General features: G+C 38.0%; 16 protein-coding genes. 8 read left to right on the top strand and 8 right to left on the bottom strand.

Going from position 1 to position 19,899, the window contains the following annotated elements:
• Nucleotides 1-227: 227 nt before the first annotated feature.
• From CW745_RS05990 to rsmC, 7 genes are all read right to left on the bottom strand, one after another.
• Nucleotides 228-464, bottom strand: a complete 237-nt coding sequence (locus CW745_RS05990) for a hypothetical protein (protein ID WP_101107639.1) — start codon at nt 462-464, stop codon at nt 228-230.
• A 214-nt stretch (nt 465-678) separates the two neighbouring features.
• Entirely contained in the window at nt 679-3,141 is a 2,463-nt protein-coding gene (locus CW745_RS05985; protein WP_101107637.1) for a transporter substrate-binding domain-containing protein, read from the bottom strand.
• Between the two features lie 26 nt (nt 3,142-3,167).
• Nucleotides 3,168-5,234, bottom strand: a complete 2,067-nt coding sequence (locus CW745_RS05980) for a methyl-accepting chemotaxis protein (RefSeq protein ID WP_101107635.1) — start codon at nt 5,232-5,234, stop codon at nt 3,168-3,170.
• Nucleotides 5,235-5,408: 174 nt separating this feature from the next.
• Nucleotides 5,409-6,881 carry a glycogen synthase GlgA gene (gene glgA, locus CW745_RS05975; RefSeq protein ID WP_101107633.1) on the bottom strand — a complete coding sequence of 491 codons (1,473 nt, stop codon included), beginning with the start codon at nt 6,879-6,881 and terminating at the stop codon, nt 5,409-5,411.
• A gap of 136 nt (nt 6,882-7,017) precedes the next feature.
• Complete coding sequence (glgC, locus tag CW745_RS05970; protein ID WP_101107631.1) at nt 7,018-8,241, bottom strand: glucose-1-phosphate adenylyltransferase; 1,224 nt, start codon at nt 8,239-8,241, stop codon at nt 7,018-7,020.
• Nucleotides 8,242-8,268: 27 nt separating this feature from the next.
• The gene (glgC, locus tag CW745_RS05965) at nt 8,269-9,492 is read right to left on the bottom strand and encodes a glucose-1-phosphate adenylyltransferase (RefSeq protein WP_101107629.1); all 1,224 of its coding nucleotides are present in this window, start codon (nt 9,490-9,492) and stop codon (nt 8,269-8,271) included.
• Between the two features lie 134 nt (nt 9,493-9,626).
• Nucleotides 9,627-10,673, bottom strand: coding sequence for a 16S rRNA (guanine(1207)-N(2))-methyltransferase RsmC (rsmC, locus tag CW745_RS05960; RefSeq protein ID WP_101107628.1), 1,047 nt, complete (start codon nt 10,671-10,673; stop codon nt 9,627-9,629).
• Between the two features lie 103 nt (nt 10,674-10,776).
• On the opposite strand from rsmC, the gene CW745_RS05955 reads away from it, so the two are divergent.
• Entirely contained in the window at nt 10,777-12,690 is a 1,914-nt protein-coding gene (locus CW745_RS05955) for an EAL domain-containing protein (protein ID WP_101107626.1), read from the top strand.
• Here the strand turns inward: CW745_RS05955 and CW745_RS05950 are convergent.
• Nucleotides 12,683-13,648: a pyridoxal-phosphate dependent enzyme gene (locus tag CW745_RS05950; protein WP_101107625.1), complete on the bottom strand. Its 966-nt coding sequence runs from the start codon at nt 13,646-13,648 to the stop codon at nt 12,683-12,685. The two genes, CW745_RS05955 and CW745_RS05950, sit on opposite strands and share 8 nt — an antisense overlap.
• A 118-nt stretch (nt 13,649-13,766) precedes the next feature.
• Between CW745_RS05950 and CW745_RS05945 the strand changes: the two genes are divergently transcribed.
• Genes CW745_RS05945 through CW745_RS05915 form a run of 7 tightly spaced genes read left to right on the top strand, consistent with a single transcriptional unit; the run spans nt 13,767 to nt 19,897 of the window.
• Entirely contained in the window at nt 13,767-14,639 is an 873-nt protein-coding gene (locus tag CW745_RS05945) for a hypothetical protein (RefSeq protein ID WP_101107623.1), read from the top strand.
• Nucleotides 14,639-15,238, top strand: a complete 600-nt coding sequence (locus CW745_RS05940) for a PilN domain-containing protein (RefSeq protein ID WP_101107621.1) — start codon at nt 14,639-14,641, stop codon at nt 15,236-15,238. Before CW745_RS05945 ends, CW745_RS05940 begins: the two co-directional genes overlap by 1 nt.
• Entirely contained in the window at nt 15,231-15,893 is a 663-nt protein-coding gene (locus tag CW745_RS05935) for a hypothetical protein (RefSeq protein ID WP_101107619.1), read from the top strand. Before CW745_RS05940 ends, CW745_RS05935 begins: the two co-directional genes overlap by 8 nt.
• A complete protein-coding gene (locus CW745_RS05930) occupies nt 15,886-16,209 on the top strand; it encodes an MSHA biogenesis protein MshK (protein ID WP_101107617.1) in 324 nt (107 codons plus the stop codon). Before CW745_RS05935 ends, CW745_RS05930 begins: the two co-directional genes overlap by 8 nt.
• A gap of 27 nt (nt 16,210-16,236) precedes the next feature.
• On the top strand, nt 16,237-17,913 hold the full coding sequence (mshL, locus tag CW745_RS05925; protein ID WP_101107615.1) for a pilus (MSHA type) biogenesis protein MshL: 1,677 nt from the start codon (nt 16,237-16,239) through the stop codon (nt 17,911-17,913).
• Nucleotides 17,910-18,815, top strand: coding sequence for an AAA family ATPase (locus tag CW745_RS05920; RefSeq protein ID WP_101107613.1), 906 nt, complete (start codon nt 17,910-17,912; stop codon nt 18,813-18,815). The genes mshL and CW745_RS05920 overlap by 4 nt, the downstream gene beginning before the upstream one ends.
• Entirely contained in the window at nt 18,812-19,897 is a 1,086-nt protein-coding gene (locus CW745_RS05915; RefSeq protein ID WP_193755541.1) for a tetratricopeptide repeat protein, read from the top strand. The genes CW745_RS05920 and CW745_RS05915 overlap by 4 nt, the downstream gene beginning before the upstream one ends.
• The last annotated feature ends 2 nt before the right edge of the window (nt 19,898-19,899 follow it).

The raw sequence follows: 19,899 nt of genomic DNA, 5'->3' as shown, positions 1-19,899 counted from the left end.
ATTCTGGGTTTTATAATGATGACTTAAGTAAGTTACTTAGCAGTTTAAGGGAATATATTTGCTTGGGCTTTTGGGTGGGTTAATAAAATAACTGTTATCTTGTTGTATAAAAGTGCATAACATGGTGAACACTATGGTTGTTGGGTTTTGATATTCACTTTTTGTCTGCACTCTTATACATCTTTAGCTTTACTGATTATTACGATTTTATTCTAATAAAACCTAGGTTATAAGTAATTGAGAATTTTACGTGTCATGGCTGCCATAGTACATAAATTACCTTGCTTCTCTCTACAATAGTCATCAAAAGCAAATAATGATGCGCCAAATAATAAACCGAGCAATAACACACAACCCACATTACAGCTGAGTAAGTGAAACGGATCATTAAGTGCAAATGAGAATATCGCTAAAGTAAGTGTTAGACATAACAGGGTAGTAAACAATAGGTAACTTAATTTCATTTGTTTCTCCAGTTTGTTTAAATAACTACATTAAATTTGGTCAAAATTCACTCAATAAAATATAGTGAATCTGCCATGGGAAGCAACCCAAAAATGATATTTATTTAAACTATTTTATGCGAATTAAAGGAGGTCTATGATTTTAAAAGTTATTTATTTTATTTTATTTTTCATTAACCTTTTTAAGCTAGGTAGGATTAACTAGATGATGAAATTATTTGCTACGTATACAGTTTCTGCCTGCATTTTTAGCTTGATATAGTGCGCTATCAACACGTTGAAATATCGCTTCTTTATGATCATTCGGCTCGGATTGTGCGATACCAAAACTACAAGTTAACTTAAAGTCGGAAGAAAATTCAAATTGTTCAATAATACCCCTTATTTTTTCTGCAACGATAAAGGCTTTTTCTTTATTCGTTTCTGGACAAATAATCAAAAACTCTTCACCACCCCAACGAGCAACGATATCGAGTTGCCTAATGTTTTGCTTTAAAATAGTCGCCAGATTAATTAGAACATCATCACCCATTTTATGCCCAAAGGTATCGTTTATTGTTTTAAAGTTATCTGCATCGATAAGGATGAGCGAAAAATGTCCTTTGTAGCGTTTACTTCTTTCAAATTCATGGTCAAAGGTATTATTGATAAAAAGGCGATTAGGAAGTTGAGTTAAGGTGTCAGTGATCGCTAATTTTTCTAATCTTTTCTTGTCAGTGATATCATCGAATATCGAAGAATAACCGATGAGTTTACCTTTTCGTGTATATGAAGGCGTTATCTTGGCATGTGACCAATATGATGAACCATTCTTATTTAAATTAAGCAACTCACCTTGCCAGACTTTACCTTCAGTAATAGTTGCCCAAAGCTCCTTATAAATTGCTATATCGGTTTTAGGGTGACGAAAAATGCTGTGATGCTTTCCAATTAACTCTTCTTTGCAATAACCTGTTAATTTACATAGGGCATTACTGACACGTATAATATATCCCTCTGTATCTGAAGTGATGGTAAGTACATGATTGTCAATAATGAAAAGCTGCCTTTCAATGCGACGGTTATACCTAGCAACAGTGTAATAACGAAATAAAAACAGTGCAGAGATGAAAAGTAATACAATCATTATTTGTTGAAAAAGTTGGTAATCGAAGCCTTGTTTAAAATTAATTGCAATATACTTATTAAAAATTTTACGATGCTCTTCATCTGGTAACTGAGTGACTAACTTATCCATAATCGAGTTCAGTAATGGTTCATCGTTGCGGGTTGCGACACTCATCTTCCATTGGTCATCAAATTTTCCAGAAATTTTTAGTTCACCAACAAACTGTGTTTGAAACATATACCCGACGGTTGCTAAGGTGTCGATATACCCAAATAGCTCACCCTCGACAACCTGCTGTAACCCCTCTTTCGCACTATTAACATCAACCACTTCTATATTGGGATACTGCTCTCGAATAATTTCATTAAAAGCATAACCTTTTATAATACCCACTTTTTTAGTGTTGATAATATTAAGTTCATCGATAAACGTGATATGAGGTTTTGTAGCCAATACTGCCGGCGTTCTAATAAAGGGGGTGGTGAAATTAAGGTATTTTTTTCTCTCTTTGGTCGGCATCGCAAGCGAGATAATGTCACATTTTCTTTGTTGTGAAAATTGCAATGTTTCATCCCAAGACTTTGTCTCGATTAACTTAAAAGGGGTATTAATACTTGCCTGAAAAAGTTTAAAGTAATCAGCGCTCATACCAATATGCAGGCCATTTTCTATTTTCTCTAACGGCATCCAGTCTGGGTCAACGCACACATTTAACTGTTTTTTTGCTGATAAATAAGCTAACTCCTGCATTGAGAATTTAACTTTTTGTGAGGAGGGCACTGGAGGGGAAAAAGAGAACCATTTATTTTTTATTTCTAATAATTTCTCATCACCGAGGGCACGCAGTGACTTATTTATAATGGAGATTGCTTCAGGAAAATCATTACGAACAACAAAAACCAAATCTAGAGGATCATTTTGTAAAAAGAGTGCCGGTTTTAAAAATGGGTTACCCGATTTATTGAGCAGATAGAACATCGCCGCATTGCCAAGCATAAAGTCAGCTTTTCCTGTGGTGATCCCCTCAATAAGTTTTTGTGTGTCATCAAACTCAATAATTTGAATATCTTTGATCTGATTTGCAGTTTCTCTCGCTATATCGTTAGCTTTGTAAATACCAAATTTTTTGCCCTTTAAATCATCCAAACTTTCGATAGATTTTGGGTTGTCAGTGCGTGTAAAAATAATTTTTTCTAAGGACAGATAGGGGGTAGAAAATAGTGAGTGTTTAGCAAATCGTTGGTGGGCGACTGCTGTACTTAAACCATCAATCTCTCTTTTTTGTTGCTGCTCGGTGACCTTTTGCCACGTGTCGAGCTTTAACACAAAATTAGCGCCACTGATTTCATTTATTTTCGCGAGTACATCCGCATCATAGCCAATTATTCCGTCACTATTTTCAATAACATAAGGGCCCCAGCCTATATCGCTGCCTAATGTAATCGTTGGATGATCTTCAATAAACCGTTGCTCTTTAAGCGTTAATTCAATCGAGTTAATGGCATAGGCTGGCCTTGCAAAGATAATCAGCAATAATAGTAATAGGTTGGTTAATCGTAACGCATTCATTTATTGTTGGTTATCTTTCATTATACTCATTTAAGGGAGTGTTTGGTTTTATCTATTAAATCTACAATTTGCTGTGAAAGTGGTTCTATTTCTTTATAAAGATTTTCTGCTTCTGTTTTATTACCGCTTTCATTAACATCCATAATATTTTTTATTACCTTGTGGAGCTTCTCGTGTGGTGATTCTATCTGTTTGAAAGAAGCATTATTTCCGTAGCGTTTTTGCCCCTCACTGTAATACCATAAACCGAGTTTACAGTCTCGATGTGAGCAGGCTTGCTCTTTGGTTAACACTGAGTGGTCGCCATCTAAATAAGTACGTAATCTGGTCTTCCAGGCTAAATGGGCTTGTTTGGCCCCTTCAAAATCGAATTCACTGGCAGTCGCGCCAAGGTCGATAGTATTTAGCTGGCTCTGTAAATTAAGGGCCATCTCATTAAGCTTGAGTGCACTATTTTGTAATCCTGTTGCTTCACTATTGGCAAGTTGTGATTGGTCACTAATAGAAAGTATATTTTGATTCATCTCTTCGGAAACTTGTTGTTGTTGTTCGGTCGCGCTGGCGATATGAAGGTTCATCTCATTAATTCTATTAATAGCAACACTAATACTATTAAAGCTATCTTTTGAGGTCTCCACCTCTGCTAAGGCTAAGCTAACTTGTTGTATATTACCTTCCATTGCTGACACGGCGCCACCAATCCCCCCGTGTAGATTATTGATCATGGTGCGGATCTCATTGGTCGCCTCTTGAGTGCGCGAAGCAAGAGATCGTACTTCATCTGCAACTACTGCAAAGCCTCGACCTTGCTCTCCTGCCCGGGCTGCTTCAATGGCTGCATTTAACGCCAATAAATTAGTTTGCTCTGCAATGCTGCTGATTGTGTCAGTTATGGTGCTAATTTTAGTGCTTTCTTCTGCTAATTGGTCGATAACCTGTGCTGTTTGTTGTACTTCTTCAACGAGTTGGGTCATTGCATTATGCGCAGTGTTGACGACTTCTGCACCGTTGTTGGCATTACTATCGGCTGTTGCTGTTTCATGAGAAGCGGTGAGTGCGCTATTAGAAACCTCTTCTACTGATGCAAGCATTTCATTCATTGCCGTGGCAATAAGACTCGTTTGATCACTTTGACGTTGCATACTATGTTGCATATTATGGCTACTGCTAGAGACTCCGTCAGCGGATGAAACGAGTTGTTGTGTGGTACCGATAAACTGATCGAAAATGGTACGTAACCTTGCCTGTAATAATTTAACGGCCATTGCCGTTCGGCCGAATTCATCGTTACTATTTGCCTCAATAGATTGAGTTAAGTCTCCACCTGATATTCTTCTTAACTGTTTTCTTAACTTGGACATTGGAATAATTAGTGTGCTGTTGACCAGCCACCAAAGAAAAAAAACGCCTAGAGTAATACTGGCGATCAGAGTGTAAATAAGGTTGTTTTCATAATGCATTTCAGTGAGGTAAACCTGCAGAGCTTGCTGTTGTATTTGTTGCTCTGGTAAGGAACTGAGAAGGGTTAATTGTGCATTGATAATATGATCTGTTTGTTGTGCTTCGTTGATCACTAAGCCAAGTAAAATAGCCAATAATAGGGCAACTACCGTAACGCCTATTGTGGTCTTTTTGGCCATATTAATATCTGACCAGCGTGTCTTTTTAGGTAGGGAAAGGGATTTATCACTGCGCATTTTAGAGTATATTGCTTCTGCTTCTGTAATCTGCTGTTGTGAAGGAACGCTTCTTATAGATTGATAGCCACATTTTTTGCCCTCTTTCATCACGGGAACCACATAAGCATCAACCCAATAATAACTGCCGTCTTTACATCGGTTTTTTACAATACCTCGCCACTCCCTCCCCTGCTTTACTGTTTTCCATAAATCAGCAAAGGCTGCTTCTGGCATATCCGGGTGACGCACTATATTATGACTTTGTCCTATCAACTCTTTTTCGGTAAAGCCACTTATCTCAATAAAATTGCTATTTACATACTCAATCGTACCATTTAAGTCTGTGACTGAAATAAGGCTTGAGCCCTCTTTAAATTTTCTTTGTTGACTAGTAACTGGCTGATTATTTCGCATGAAAGCTCCTGTCGAGATATATTTAATTGTGCTGTTAAATATTAGGATGACTTACTGTTTGTAGGTGAACTTTGCAGAGGATTTAGGTGACTAAATTATGATTATGTGAACTACGCGCATAAAAAAGCCAATCAATATTTTTGATTGGCTTTTTACTTTAATGAAAGGGGGAAATTACCATTTTTGTTGTCGGTATAACGCGTTGTAATATAAGTTAGCATAATGCTTTGCAGCATCAGACCAGTAAAAGTGTGAGCGCATAGCTTGTTGTTTTAGGCGCAACATTTCCTCTGGATGCTCAATATAAAGTAGCACTACACGACGCAGTAAATTTAATAATTGATTTGGGTTGGTTTCATAAAAAACGAAACCATTAGCATGATCTGGATCTTGGTCGTAATCAATCACGGTATCTTTTAAACCGCCAACAGCACGAACAATAGGTAAGGTACCATAAGCGAGACTGTATAGCTGATTTAAACCACATGGTTCAAAGATAGAGGGCATCATGAAGAAGTCAGAGCCAGCCTCAACCATGTGTGAAAGCTTGTTACTGTAAATATCAATAAACTTAAACTTATCTGGGTAATGATTCATGATAGCGGTGAGTTGGCCGGTGATGGCAGGATCGCCAGAGCCAACAATGACCAACTGCAAGTTATGTTTTAACAGCCTATCTAGCATTGGAATAATTAAGCCAAAACCTTTTTGATCTGTTAAACGGCATACCATGCCAAAAACTGGGTGATCATTGACCGGCAAGCCAACCTCTTGCTGTAATGCTTTTTTACAGGTAGCTTTACCACTTAAATCATCTGCACTAAAGTTTGCTGGAATGTATTGGTCCGTCTCTGGATTCCAATCGTTATAATCACAGCCATTTAATATTCCTTCAAAATCATGAATGCGCGATAAGAAGTGATGTGACATTCCATGCGAGCCAAGTGGTGTTAATAGCTCACTGGCATAATTAGGGCTGACGGTATTAATTTTATCACTGTAGGTAATGCCTACTTTAAGATAATTGATATAGTTATAGTTCTCTAGGACACGCTCATCCATGCAAGCACTTACTTCTGGAATAAGGTTAAGCTGAGATTTATCAAAGATACCTTGATAACAAGCATTATGGGTCGTTAGTACGGTTTTGGTATGAGTAAAACGGTAATGATCGTGATAACGTGTTTTTAAAAGGTACGGAATAAGGCCTGTATGCCAATCATTACAATGAATAATATCTGGTGTAAAATCATCTGCTTCGCAGGCTTGTAGTGCGGCTAAACAGAAAAATGCGAAACGTTCACCGTTATCTTGATAGGCATGATTGTCTTCCCCATAGAGGCCTGCACGGTCAAAGTAGTGGGCATTATCGAGCGCTAAAACAGGAATACCATCAAGGTCTAACTGTTGAACTTGAAACTGAATATCTGGGCGAGCACAATCTGTATTGAGGGTTAAATTAAATCGATGCTGTGCATGTTCTCGATGATTTATTGTGCGGTAAAAGGGGGTGATGATCTTAACTTCATGGCCTAAATTTCGTAACTCAATAGGCAGTGCTTTGGCTACATCGGCAAGACCGCCGGTTTTTGAAAAGCCTTCCACTTCCGAAGAAACAAAAAGAATCTTTAATTTACGATTATCCAAAGGTAACTCCTTATGGTACCTGACGTTGACACTCTGTTATGTGTGCTTTGCTAGCCTCAAACGTTAATGTCGTGTAGGTATAAAATAAAAAAACCACAGCGAACCGTGGCTTAATGTATAGCGAGTATAGGTTTAATTAAAAACCTATTCTAGCGCCTTTAGGAATAACAACAATACCTTCATCGGAAACCGTGAAGCGCTTTCTGTCTTCTTCTAAATTGACACCAATTTGAATGTTATCGGCAATTTTAACATCTTTATCGACAATCACTTTAGTCAGAATACAGTTACTACCTACTTTGGTATCGCCTAATAATACCGATTCATAAATATTTGTATTGGTACCAATAAAACAGTTGAAGCCTAATACTGATTTTTTGATAGTCGCGCCAGATATATGACATCCATCTGAAATCAGTGATTTACGAATAGTACATACAAATTGCTCACTATCACGAAAGTTTGCTGGTGGTAGTGCCGGATAATGCGTATGCATTGGCCACTTACGATTATAAAGTGAGATTGGAGGCTCAGACTTAATTAAGTCCATGTTTGCTTCCCAATATGACTCAATTGTACCTACATCACGCCAGTACGCATCTCCACTTTCCCCTGCAATGGTATTACTGGTGAAGTCATAAACAAATACTTTACCCTGCGGGTATAGATTTGGAATAATATCTTTCCCAAAATCATGGCTTGAGCCTTCAGTGTTTGCATCACGGATTAACTCTGCTTGTAGCTCTTTAGAGTCAAATACATAATTACCCATAGATGCTAAAACATGATCAGGATCGCCTGGAATTGTTTTTGCCTCTTCAACGGATGGCTTTTCAGCAAAGCCAACCATACGCCCTTCATCATCAACTTCGATGATACCGAAGTGATATGCCTGCTCTTTAGGTAGGCGAATAGCAGAAACGGTTAATACTGCCTCTTTTTTCTGATGAAATGCAATTTTTTGGCGGATATCCATTTTGTAGATATGGTCGCTACCAAAAATACACACTAAATCAGCTTCATCTGATTCTATGAATTGCAAGTTTTGGTATATAGCATCTGCGGTACCACTATACCAATGTTTACCGGTTCGCATCTGCGCGGGGATAGCATCAATAAAGGTATCGGTAATACTGTTTAATGCCCAAGCTTTGTTAAGGTGCTCGTTCAGTGATTGAGACTTAAATTGAGTTAACACATAAATACGTAGTAACGACGAATTTACGAAGTTGTTTAATACACAATCCACTAAACGGTAACTACCACCAAAGGGCACAGACGGTTTTGTGCGTGATTGTGTTAAAGGATAAAGTCGAGAGCCTTCGCCACCCGCTAAAATCATAGATAAAACTTTTGCCATATTAAAACCTATATACGTAGTGGGGAGTTAGAAACCAACTTTAGTGCCCTTAGCGACAACAACAACGCCATTGTCAGAAACAGTAAAGTGCTTGCGATCTTCTTCAAGGTTTTCACCAATCACTGTGCCGGGAGCTATCTCTACACCTTTATCCAGAATCACTTTGTTAAGACGGCAACCTGCCCCTATTTTTGCATTACCCAAAAAGACACTGTTTTTAATAACAACGCCTTTGCATAAATGACTGCGAAAACCGAGTACAGAGTTCTCAATTTTTGCACCATTAATATAAGATCCTGCACCAATTAATGATTTTGAAACATCGCTGACACTGTCTTGTGTATCACGGAATGTCGCCGGAGGAAGCGGTGGGTGATAGGTATGTAACGGCCAATGTTTATTATATAAAGAGAAGGGGGCATTATCGCTGAGTAAGTCCATATGCGCATCCCAGTATGAATCTAGTGTACCCACATCACGCCAGTAAGCCGTTTCTGGCTCGCCTTCGATGTAGTTATCACTTAGCTTATAGATAAACACATCACCTTTAGGATAAAGTTTACCAATAATATCTTTACCGAAATCATGGCTAGAATTTTCATCTTTAGCGTCGATATATAGCTCTTTTAGCAATACATCAGATTTGAAAATGTAGTTCCCCATTGATGCCAGTACATGGTCTGGATCGCCAGGGATAGTTTTGGCATCTTCAACATTTGGCTTTTCTGCGAAGCCTATCATTCGGCCATCTTCATCCACTTCGATAATGCCAAAGTGATAGGCTTGTGATTTTTGAACGCGTATAGCTGCAACGGTTAATGAGCCTTCCTTTTGCTTATGGAACTCAACCATTTGCTGCACATCCATTTTATAGATGTGATCACTGCCGAAAATGGCGACATGATCAGGTTCGCTTTTTTCAATAAAACGTGCATTTTGGTATATCGCATCCGCGGTACCACTGTACCAGTTTTTGTTAACACGTTGCTGAGCAGGAATCGCCTCGATGAATCGGTTTGAGAAACCTGATAAACGCCAAGCTTTACGGAGATGGATATTTAATGATTGGGATTTGAACTGCGTTAATACGTATATTTTCATTAAATCTGCATTAACAAAATTGTTTAAAGCAAAGTCAACAAGTCGGTAATTACCACCGAAGGGTACTGCAGGTTTTGTTCTTGTGGAGGTTAACGGGTAAAGGCGTGAGCCTTCACCACCCGCAAGAATCATAGCAAGAATGCCAGACATAAATGTCTCCAGTTTTAAGGGATAAAGGTGTCATAAATTTGTAATAAATTGCGTATTCAACTTAATCTGCTTGAAGTCTGGAAACAGTAACAAAAAAGATAAAAAATTAAAAGCATCACCAAGCCAGCTTTTGATTATTTGTTGAGGCACATCAACACTTTAAACTTGTTGTTTTGGGCGACAATATCCATTTTTTTGTAACTTGTTGATAGTAGAGGTTCGTAACGCAGAAATTTATTTGCCACGATGATCAGCGCACCTGCAGTTTTTAGGTGTTTAGATGATTGATTGATAAAAGTTTCTGCGGCAACATAATTGGTTTCCTTCCCAGAATGGAAAGGTGGGTTAGATAGCAAGGTGTTGTATTTTTTATCAATATCAGAAAATACATTTGAAGGGAAAATGTTAGCATTAAGTTTATTTTTTATCATGGTTAATTTTGCGCTGGCTAAAGCGTAAGCATTTATATCAACCATATCTATTTCTAGTTCTGGGTGGTTTTTGAGCAGGTAACATCCAAGTACTCCTGCACCACAGCCAAAATCAAGCAAATTTCCCGTTAGTTTTTTAGGTAAGTTTTGAAGTAATAATTCACTGCCTTTATCGAGCTCTCCATGGCTGAAAACACCAGGTAAAGAACAAACTTCAAGGTTAATATCGTTGACGCTAATTGGATAAGTTTTAATCCAGTCACTTTGTTTAAAAGTTGCGACGGGGTGTGATAATTCACAGTATAAAATTGAACAGTGTCGAGCAGAATCGAGCATATTAATATTATCGGCATAGGGCTTGAGTAAGCTCGCTGCGCTTTTAATACCACATTTTTTCTCACCAACTAAAATAATGGCTGCGTTTGGGGTTAAATATGGGCATAGGTTTGCTAATAAGTATTGCACCTCTTGCTTTGCTTTAGGCATATAGATAAGTAGTAGATTAAACTTACTATTGCTTTGATAATTATCGGTAAATACTCGCTCTGATTGCGTTAATTGTGCTTCAATCGCGCTAAAATGGCGATAATCACTAAAACAAAAAGTGCTTGAACTCGCCAATGACTGCAAATGCAACGGGTAATTATCATCGATATTACCGGCAACTAAAATATTTTTACCCTCAAAAAGGGCTTCATTACGCTGTAATAGCTGACTTGGATTTGAATATGTTGTATTTGTGACTGACATTCGCTGTTCCTGTTTTTGACTTCTTCTAGTTCGTGATATTGTACACTTTTCATCAATGTTATTTACAAATTCAGCATTATATTATTAGGGCGCTCAGGGATTAATGAAATTTACGGACAAATTTACCTTTATCACCACGACGGTTGTATTGAGTTGTATTGCGCTGGTTTTAATTGGGGGCTTTTTTAGCCTTCGATCGTTGTCCCTTAAATTTCATGAAAATAGAATAGATGGTGTCGTTCAAGTAATTGAAGCACAATTAGATAAGCATGCACAAAAAAAACAGTTCGATGTATGGTTACCTGATCTTTTAGATGCCTCTGGTATTGTTCGTTTACAAATACAGCGTGATGATTTAGTGCTTTTCCAAAATTATTATGAAAGCCGAGATTTTTTTCCTGATCACTTATTATTAGAGTATCAATATAAGTTAGCGCGATATCCAAGCGTTACGCTTGTTATCCATACTCGCAGACCCTATGACTCCTTAACCTTTTCCGCTGGACCTTTATTGGGGGTGAGCGCGGCCATTTTAATCAGTCTTTTGTTATTAGGCTTTGCTATTCGTTGGATAAAAAAACAATTCAGGGGCGCTGAGTTACTAGAAAAGCGTGCAAAATATATTTTACAAAATAACCCTACTGCACGTATTGCCGAGCCCGGAGAGTGGCCGATGTCAGCCAGTAAAGCTTTAGACATGCTTAATCAGAAATTAGAAGAAAGTAAAAAAGAGCGAAGTTACTTTGATGCGCATATTCGTGGTCAAGCTTTTTTAGATGAAACAACTGGCATTGGTAATCGTCTTGCTTTTGAAAACCAATTAGATGCCACTTCTTTTGATGTCGCTATTTTGTCTAGCGCACTGTTGTTGATTAAATTTAGTGAATTGGATGCCATTGAAGAAAGTTACTGCAAAGATAAACGTAATGCATTGTTATTGCAGATAACGGAACTGTTGATTGAATTTTCGAGTCGCTACACTGATCCTTTTTACGGACGTATTGATAAGTCAGAGTTTGCATTGATACTGCCGCAAATGTCCTATGAAGAAACAGAGGTAGCGGCTAAGCAACTGACTAAATTATTACTGCAATTACAGCTCCCTGAAGATTTTTCTATTGATGATTTTTTCTATATTGGCGTAGTTAATTTTAGTTATGGTGACAAGCCTCTTGTTATTATGGAAGATCTTAACCGTGCTTCATTAGTCGCTAAGCACCAGGTTATGAGTGGGTGGTATTTAGCTGAACAAGAGGTTAAGCACTCTAGTTTAATAAAAGGCACTGTGAGGTGGCGATCACTACTAGAGCGAGTCTTAGAAAAAGACAGTTTGTTACTCTACCGACAGCAGTTGATGCTACGTGATAGCATGAGCGAATTGTATTCTGAACTGTGGCCGAGGATTATCGGATATGATGAAGAAGTAATCGATGCGGGTGTCTTTTTACCAATGGCTGAAAAGTGTGGCTTACAACAGCGTTTTGACCTATTAATGCTAGAAAAAATACTGGCATTACTCGTGATGCGTGGCGAAATGAGTAAACCAATCGCGATTAACCTTAGCAGTGGCATACTCATGGATAGGGAACGCATGAAATGGTTTATCTTTGAGTTAATGCAACTATCAAAACCTATTAGACGTAATCTTGTTGTTGAGGTTTCAGAGCACCTGTTAGTTGATAGCTATTATCCACTGCGTAATGCATTAATATCATTACAAAAAGTGGGGTGTAAAATTGCCATTGATAATGTTGGAAAGTCGATCGTTAATACGGGGTACATTCTCGACTTTTCTATCGATTACTTAAAGCTACACACTGGGTTAGTACGAGATATCAACCTACGTAAAACTAATCAAATGGCTTTGCAGAGTTTAATGGCAAGTTGTATCAATAGCCCAACCAAGGTAATTGCAGTGGGCATTGAAAGTAATGAAGAGTGGAAATGCTTACTTAAACTAGGCATCTATGCAGGGCAAGGAACATTGTTTTCAACGGCACAGCCGATGCCTATATAAGCTTATTTTGCTGAAAACCTTGTCGCCCTTGCAAACCACCAGTATGCAGGGCAACAATATGATCACCTTCATTAAAATACCCTTCTTTCAGTAGTTCAAAAAGCGCATAAAACATTTTACCGGTGTAGATAGGCTCAATGGGAATATCATATTGCTGTTCAAAGGTGCGGCAAAAAGTTTTTAGTACGGGTGAAACCTTCGCATATCCACCGCCATGAAATTGAGTTTGTAATTGCCATTGTGTGTCATAGCAGTGCTCAGTTTGCTTTAACAATTCCTGTATTTGTTGATTTAAATATTCACCCTGTTTCAGTACTGCAATGCCGGTTACCTTAATTTTATTTTTAGTTGCTGAACAACCTGCGACGAGTCCTGCTAATGTGCCCCCACTTCCTGTCGCAGTAATGATATGGTCGACACTGTTATCTGACTGCTGGTTAATTTCTGTGCAAGCTTCGGCAATACCCGGAATTGCAAATGCATTGCTTCCCCCCTCCGGTAGAATAAACGCATCAGAAAAACGTTTTTGCAGCTGCATTAAGTAATCTGCTTCATTTCGAAGTTGGTACTCTTTACGAGTGACAAAATGTAATTGCATTCCCCATTTTTGGGCTTGTTGTAATGTCGGATTATTTGCGTAATGAGACTCGCCACGAATAATTGCGCTTGTTTTAAAGCCAAAATGAAAGCCAGCCGCTGCAAGTGCATGAATATGGTTGGAATAAGCGCCACCAAAGCTTAGAATATGGTTTACTCCACGTGATCTCGCTTCAATTAAATTAAATTTTAATTTTCGCCACTTATTGCCTGAAATATGCGTGTGTAAAAGATCATCTCTTTTAATGCTCAAGCTTATATTTCTAGCGCTTAATAGAGGATGACTGACTCGCTGAAGTGGTGATTCAGAGATAAGAGCTTGTAACTGCTCATGCAAAGACGAAAGTGATTTAGGTTGCATTTTTAGAGTTGCTATATGAATTTAAAAAATAAAATAAGATTTTATCGTCTTATCCTTTATTATTCTTCTATTATTTGTGACTAAGTACCAATAAAACAAAGAGAATTTAACTGCTATTATGCTTAAAAAATTGTTAAGTAAAAAAACAACAAAAGAGATTAGCCTGTACTTAGGTGATAAGCAGATTGCAATTTGTCACCTATTTAAAGGTCGGCCTACTTTGCTCGCCAAAAAAGCAGTGAACTCTGAAGGTCAGTGGTTAGAGGCCGTTTCAGCGTTATTTACAGAACATAATTTGTCCGATTGTACTGTTTCAGTTGTATTAGGGCGTGATTTTTATCAAACCTTTGATATCGAAAAACCGAAAGTAGAAGCATCAGAGTTAATGGCTTCTTTGCCGTTTAGTATTAAAGACCTGGTTTCGGAAAGTGTGTTTGATTTGATTGTTGATTACTTTGATATGCCTTTTCAACAGCGTAAAGGAGAGCAAATAACGGTTATTTGTGTGCCGAAAGTACGCGTGTTAATGATTCGAGACATGATCATTGCTACTGGGTGTCAGCTCAACGTTATTACTATTGAAGATCTCGCTTTAACGCGTTTACTTGGTGACCATGAAGAGGCAAACATCTTGCTTTCACAGCAAAATAACGAATTAGTATTAACCGTCGTTAAAGAGGGGCAGCTTTATTTCACTCATCGCTTGCGTGGCTTTAATGACTTAATCGCACTGCCACTTGCGGATGTTGAAAATGCATTATTAGATGGATTGAGCTTAGAGATTCAGCGTGTATTAGATTACATTAGCTCGCAATTACGTATTAATAATATTGGTGTGCTTTATCTTGCATTGGTTTGTCCTGATATTGCGCTACTTTCGGAAAAGCTTGGCGCTTACTTGGCGCGTAATGTGCAACCCTATGGTGAAGATGGGCAATATGATTTTCTCTCTATTATCGCCTATGGCGGTTTAACATGGGGCGAAAAATAATGAAAAAACAGGTTAATCTTTATCAGGCAAGCTGTTACCCGAAACGTGAAAAAGCAACGTTTACACAATTTGTCATTGTCTTCATTGTCTGTGTCTCTCTTTCTGTCTTCAGTTACTTTATGAGTACTTATCAAACTAAATCGCTCAATGATTCTCTGGTTATACAGCAATCGAAAATCGCTGATCAGCAATTAGTTTTGTCTGACTTAGTTATAGAGCTACAAAAGCGCAGAGCACCCGACGAAAAGTTACGTCTATTTAGTACATTACAAAATGAAGTGGCTGCTAAGCAGCGTTTATTAGCGACCTTATCTGATATTGATGTTGAAGACATTGTCAGTTTTTCTGCTTTAATGCGTGGGTTATCAGATGCCAATATGCCGGATTTAAGTATTAATCAGTTTTCTATGGTTGAAGGAGTATTAAATATTTCAGGGGATGCTAAGCACAGTGACTCTGTCCCTCTTTGGCTGTCTAACATGCAAGTTACTAAAGATCTTTCTGGTGTTGCTTTTAAAGCAATCACAATAAAAGAGAACAGAGGATTCTTTTCTTTTCAGTTAAGTAATAGTGATTTAAAAGGAAGAAAAGGTGAATAAATTTAGTTATAGCAAGCTGGAGAAGTTATTTAATCAGATGACGCTAAGAGAGCGCTTTACCATGTTCAGCGCACTTATTATCTGTACTTTTTTGATTGCTTACTTTTGGATCATTGATCCGGCAACAATACAACAGGCTAAATTGCAAAGAACGTTACAAAAAAGCGTGCAAGCTGAGAAAGTGATTAACAATGAAATTGAAATGATTAATAAACGGTTGCAGGAAGATCCGCTTAAAGAGATTAATAATAAGATTGCTTTTAGCCAGGCAACATTAGTACAGCTTGACAAACAGCTTGACGAGAAATTAGTTAAATTTATTCATGCTCAAAAAATGCCAATTGCATTAACTAAGGTGTTAAGCAAGTCGCCCGGGGTCAGGATAAGTGCGTTAACCTCTTTACCTGTTAAAGTCTTTAATGCAGATAAAGGCGCAACTGAAGAGGTTAATAAAAGTCCATTTTACCAGCATACATTACAGATAACCTTACAGGGTGACTACAATGCTATTTATCAATATTTATTGAATGTGGAATCTATACCTGAAAAATTTTATTGGCATTCTCTAAATTATAAAGTAAGTAACTACCCACTTGCAGAGGTGACACTTAAAATTTATACATTAAGCGACCAACAGGACTTAGTCAGTGGATAAAATTATATTTCTTAGTCTTTTAATCAGTTCAAACCTATTTGCGCAAAGTGCGCTCTTAGTCGATCCGACTGCACCTTTGAACTTTCAAGCAAAGAAAGTCACCAAAGCTTACCGTGCTCCTTTACCGCGTTTACAAAGCTTAGTTGTGAAATCGGGACACCCACAAGCAATAATGAATAATAAGTTATATCAGAAAGGGCAATACGTTGCAGGGTATAAAATTATTGCTATCGATGCCGAAAAAGTGTTACTTGAATACCAAAATAAGTCATATAAATTAACGTTATATTCATTTAATGAACAATTTACTCATTAAAGCGCGATGCATTATGGAAAATAAAAAATGAAAAAAATTATATCTATTAGCTGTTGTATTTTACTGTTAACAGCGTGTCAAATTACCAAAAAAAATGATGCTGCAGCACAAAAAGAGGTGCTACAAACTCCGGATGAGCAACTTATATCGGAGCTAATTTTACCCTCTGAAATTGAAGATGAGCTTTATGCTGACCTTGATGAGCAAACGCAACGAATTGCACCTGAAGAGCGTCGTATTGATATCTCTGCTCGTGATGCAGATGCACGCATCTTTTTCGCTTCGCTAATTAATGACTCAGATTATAGTGTTGCTATTCACCCAGATGTGACGGGTGAAATCACGCTGGTGTTAAAACAAGTAACGTTAGCGGAAGCTATCCGTGTAATTGAAGATATGTATGGTTATGAAATTAAACTCAGAGGGCGTGTGTACCATATCTATCCTGCAGGTATGCGAATTGCGAGTTTTACCTTAGATTACCTTTTTATGAATCGTATGGGGGGCTCCCGCACCACGGTGTTAGCGGGTAATTTGAGTGACGATGATGACGATGATGACGATGATGACGATAGTTCAAGTGGCTCAAGTTCAAGCAACTCAAGCAATTCGAATAGTAGCAATCGTGCAGATGATGCCAAAGATAACGAGTTTAGTGGACAATTTTCATCTAACGGCCTTCAAGACGGAACTAAAATTACAACGATAACCAGTACCAATTACTGGGCTTATTTAGAGTATAAAATTAACTCGTTATTAGAAAATAAGGAAGGACGAGATGTAATCGTTAGCCCTATGTCTGGGGTGATCACAATTCGTGCATATCCAAATGAAATTCGTTCGGTGCGTGACTTTTTAGAAAAAGAAACTGACCATTTAACACGCCAAGTTATTTTAGAGATGCAACTTATTGAAGTCGTTTTAAGTGATGAGTATCAACAGGGTGTCAGCTGGACTAACGCAGGGGATACGATCGGGACGACCGATGTACTTTTTGATAGTGTAGCTAAAGTTGCTGATAATGTGATTAAAAATACCATTGGTGGCGGTGGAGCATTAACCATTTCTAATGGTTCATTCAGTGCAGTGGTTTCATTGCTATCAACGCAAGGGGATGTCAATGTTCTTTCGAAACCACGCATAACGGCAATGAATAATCAAAAAGCAATTATTAAAGTCGGCGGTGATGAGTACTTTGTGACGGATATTTCTACTACGACGGTCAGTGGTATCGACTCAGTTAACCCAAGTGTCGAGCTCACCCCTTTCTTCTCCGGTATATCGGTTGATGTAACCCCTAAAATTAATGATGATGATAGTGTGTTATTACATATTCACCCTGCCATTATTGATATTGAAGAGCAGACAAAAACCATCAGTTTTGGAGCTGATGCAAGTGCTGATCTTGTTATTCCTGTTGCTAAAAGCGATGTTAGAGAATCTGATACCGTAGTGAAAGCGAACTCGGGTGAAGTGATCGTAATTGGTGGATTGATGAAAACGATTGAAAAAGATTTAGTTTCTAAAGTGCCCTTTATTGGTGATATTCCATGGTTAGGCGAGTTTTTTACTAACAGGCAAAAAGTGAATAACAAAACAGAATTGGTCATTCTGGTTAAGCCACAGGTGGTTAAGAAAAATACTTGGAAGCAAGAGATACAGAAGTCTTCGGATCTTATTGAAAAATGGTATCCATCTAAATGATCTATTTACAGCATTTTGGGCTAGAAAAAGCACCGTTTTCATTAACAGCAGATCCACATTTTTATATTGATTTCACTCCTCATAAAGAGGCATTAGAGGTGATCACCACTGCGCTGTCGTTTGGTGAAAGCATTCTTAAAATAACGGGTGAAGTGGGCACTGGGAAAACACTGTTGTGTAATAAGCTACAGCAGGAGTTAGCAGACGAATATCATATTTGTAATATCGATAATGCGTATTTAAGTGCACATGAGTTACGTTGCCTCATTGCGAATAAAATTGGTATTGAAAAATCTGAATCTGATGAACAATTCCTACTGACCGAGCGTATTAAAACACAATTGTTATCGATGCGAGAGCAGGGGATAAAGGTTTTGGTCTTAGTCGATGAAGCGCAAGCTTTACCGGATGCGACCTTAGAAGCCTTGCGTTTATTTTCTAATCTTGAAAGTGACAGTGATAAATTATTACAGGTTGTATTATTTGGACAGCCAGAGCTTGATATACGCCTTGAAGACACCAAACTACGGCAGTTACGTCAGCGTATTACCTTTTCATATCAGTTACGTGCTCTTTCAGAAGATGAGATTGAGCATTATATTGCTACTCGTTTACAACAAGCAGGTTATCGAGGTGCAAGGCTTTTTAATCGCAGCGTCTGCCGTAAAATAAGTCAAGCTAGTCGTGGGATTCCGCGTTTGATTAATGTGCTGGCCCATAAAGTCTTAATCCTAAGCTATGGTCAACAACATTATAAAATTACCAATAAATTAGTTAAAGAAGCAGTGGCTGATACAGAAGATGCATATGCTTTGCAATCAAGCACTATATTGTGGGCTTTAGTCGGACTATTTGTTGTGCTTAATGTAGCGCTATTATTATGGTGGAAAGGGTTGTTATGAGCATCATTAATAAAATGCATCAAGGGCTGAAAGAAAACCAAGATACTTCACCCATGCTGTTATCAATGCCACCTAAAAAACAGAAAAAAAGGGTGCTGCTATTTGTATTAATAAGCTTATTATTAGCATCTTCGATAGGGCTATCGTATCTTGTTTATGATAAAAGTAAGCATCCTGAAGCAACCTCAGAAAAAGTAAATGTGTTACTTGAGTCAAATGTTCAAGCTGTTTCAGAAACGTCAAGCGCAGCTATAATCACATTTTCCCCAACACCGGTCATTGAAGTTACGGTACAACCTGCAATGAAGCCTGTCATTGTGCAACAATCTCTGCCTAAAGTGACTGCTACGGCGATACCAATTAAAAAAATCAGTAAGGTCAGTGTTACTTCGACTCCTATCCCAATACAACCGACGCCCGTCGTCACGACAATGCCTCAACAAGAAATTGTCCCTGTTTCTGTAAAAACAGGTTCACACTTGAAAATCACTAAATCAAAGTTAACAGCAGAAGAGTTAGCAGATATCCACTTAAAAAGTGCAGAAAAGGCACTCTCGGTTGGGGATACGCAATTAGCTGCTCAGGAAAAACATAAAGCCTTAAATGTTCAACCTAATCTTCACGATATACGTCAATCATTGGCTCTTTACTACTATGGTATTGGCGAGCAAGAGCAAGCAAAAAATCTATTAAAAAGAGGCGCTCGCGAGTTTCCTGAGCATGCAGATTTTAACCTTATGTTATCGCGAATTGCGCTAAAAAATGGCGACCAACAGAAAGCATTTTTGTATCTGCAGCAATCGCCTCCTGAGGTTCAAGGTAACCTTGATTACCATGTGAGCTATGCAATTTTAGCGCAAAAATTTAAAAATTATGAACTAGCAGAAACCTTGTATAAAGGGCTTATAAGTCAACGACCTAATAATGGTCGCTGGATCATGTCTTTAGCGATAGCGCAAGATAAGCAGGGCAAACAAACAGCTGCTATTGCTAATTACCAAAAAGCACTATTGCAGATTGATCTCTCTAGTAAGGCTAAACAATATATTAATCAGCGCTTAACCTATTTAGCAAGTCAGTAAAG

Source organism: Psychromonas sp. psych-6C06 (assembly GCF_002835465.1).
In the GTDB taxonomy this organism is placed as follows: domain Bacteria; phylum Pseudomonadota; class Gammaproteobacteria; order Enterobacterales; family Psychromonadaceae; genus Psychromonas.
Note: the sequence above shows the minus strand (reverse complement) of the source record. Positions and strands in the feature narration are given on the sequence as shown.

What these genes read in the sequence shown, in the direction of transcription:
- CW745_RS05915 (WP_193755541.1), top strand. Translation starts at nt 18,812, where the DNA reads ATGAGCATCATTAATAAAATGCATCAAGGGCTGAAAGAAAACCAAGAT.
- CW745_RS05980 (WP_101107635.1), bottom strand. Translation starts at nt 5,234, where the DNA reads ATGCGAAATAATCAGCCAGTTACTAGTCAACAAAGAAAATTTAAAGAG.
- CW745_RS05985 (WP_101107637.1), bottom strand. Translation starts at nt 3,141, where the DNA reads ATGAATGCGTTACGATTAACCAACCTATTACTATTATTGCTGATTATC.
- CW745_RS05955 (WP_101107626.1), top strand. Translation starts at nt 10,777, where the DNA reads ATGAAATTTACGGACAAATTTACCTTTATCACCACGACGGTTGTATTG.
- glgC (WP_101107629.1), bottom strand. Translation starts at nt 9,492, where the DNA reads ATGTCTGGCATTCTTGCTATGATTCTTGCGGGTGGTGAAGGCTCACGC.
- mshL (WP_101107615.1), top strand. Translation starts at nt 16,237, where the DNA reads ATGAAAAAAATTATATCTATTAGCTGTTGTATTTTACTGTTAACAGCG.
- CW745_RS05940 (WP_101107621.1), top strand. Translation starts at nt 14,639, where the DNA reads ATGAAAAAACAGGTTAATCTTTATCAGGCAAGCTGTTACCCGAAACGT.
- glgC (WP_101107631.1), bottom strand. Translation starts at nt 8,241, where the DNA reads ATGGCAAAAGTTTTATCTATGATTTTAGCGGGTGGCGAAGGCTCTCGA.
- CW745_RS05950 (WP_101107625.1), bottom strand. Translation starts at nt 13,648, where the DNA reads ATGCAACCTAAATCACTTTCGTCTTTGCATGAGCAGTTACAAGCTCTT.
- CW745_RS05945 (WP_101107623.1), top strand. Translation starts at nt 13,767, where the DNA reads ATGCTTAAAAAATTGTTAAGTAAAAAAACAACAAAAGAGATTAGCCTG.
- rsmC (WP_101107628.1), bottom strand. Translation starts at nt 10,673, where the DNA reads ATGTCAGTCACAAATACAACATATTCAAATCCAAGTCAGCTATTACAG.
- CW745_RS05990 (WP_101107639.1), bottom strand. Translation starts at nt 464, where the DNA reads ATGAAATTAAGTTACCTATTGTTTACTACCCTGTTATGTCTAACACTT.
- CW745_RS05920 (WP_101107613.1), top strand. Translation starts at nt 17,910, where the DNA reads ATGATCTATTTACAGCATTTTGGGCTAGAAAAAGCACCGTTTTCATTA.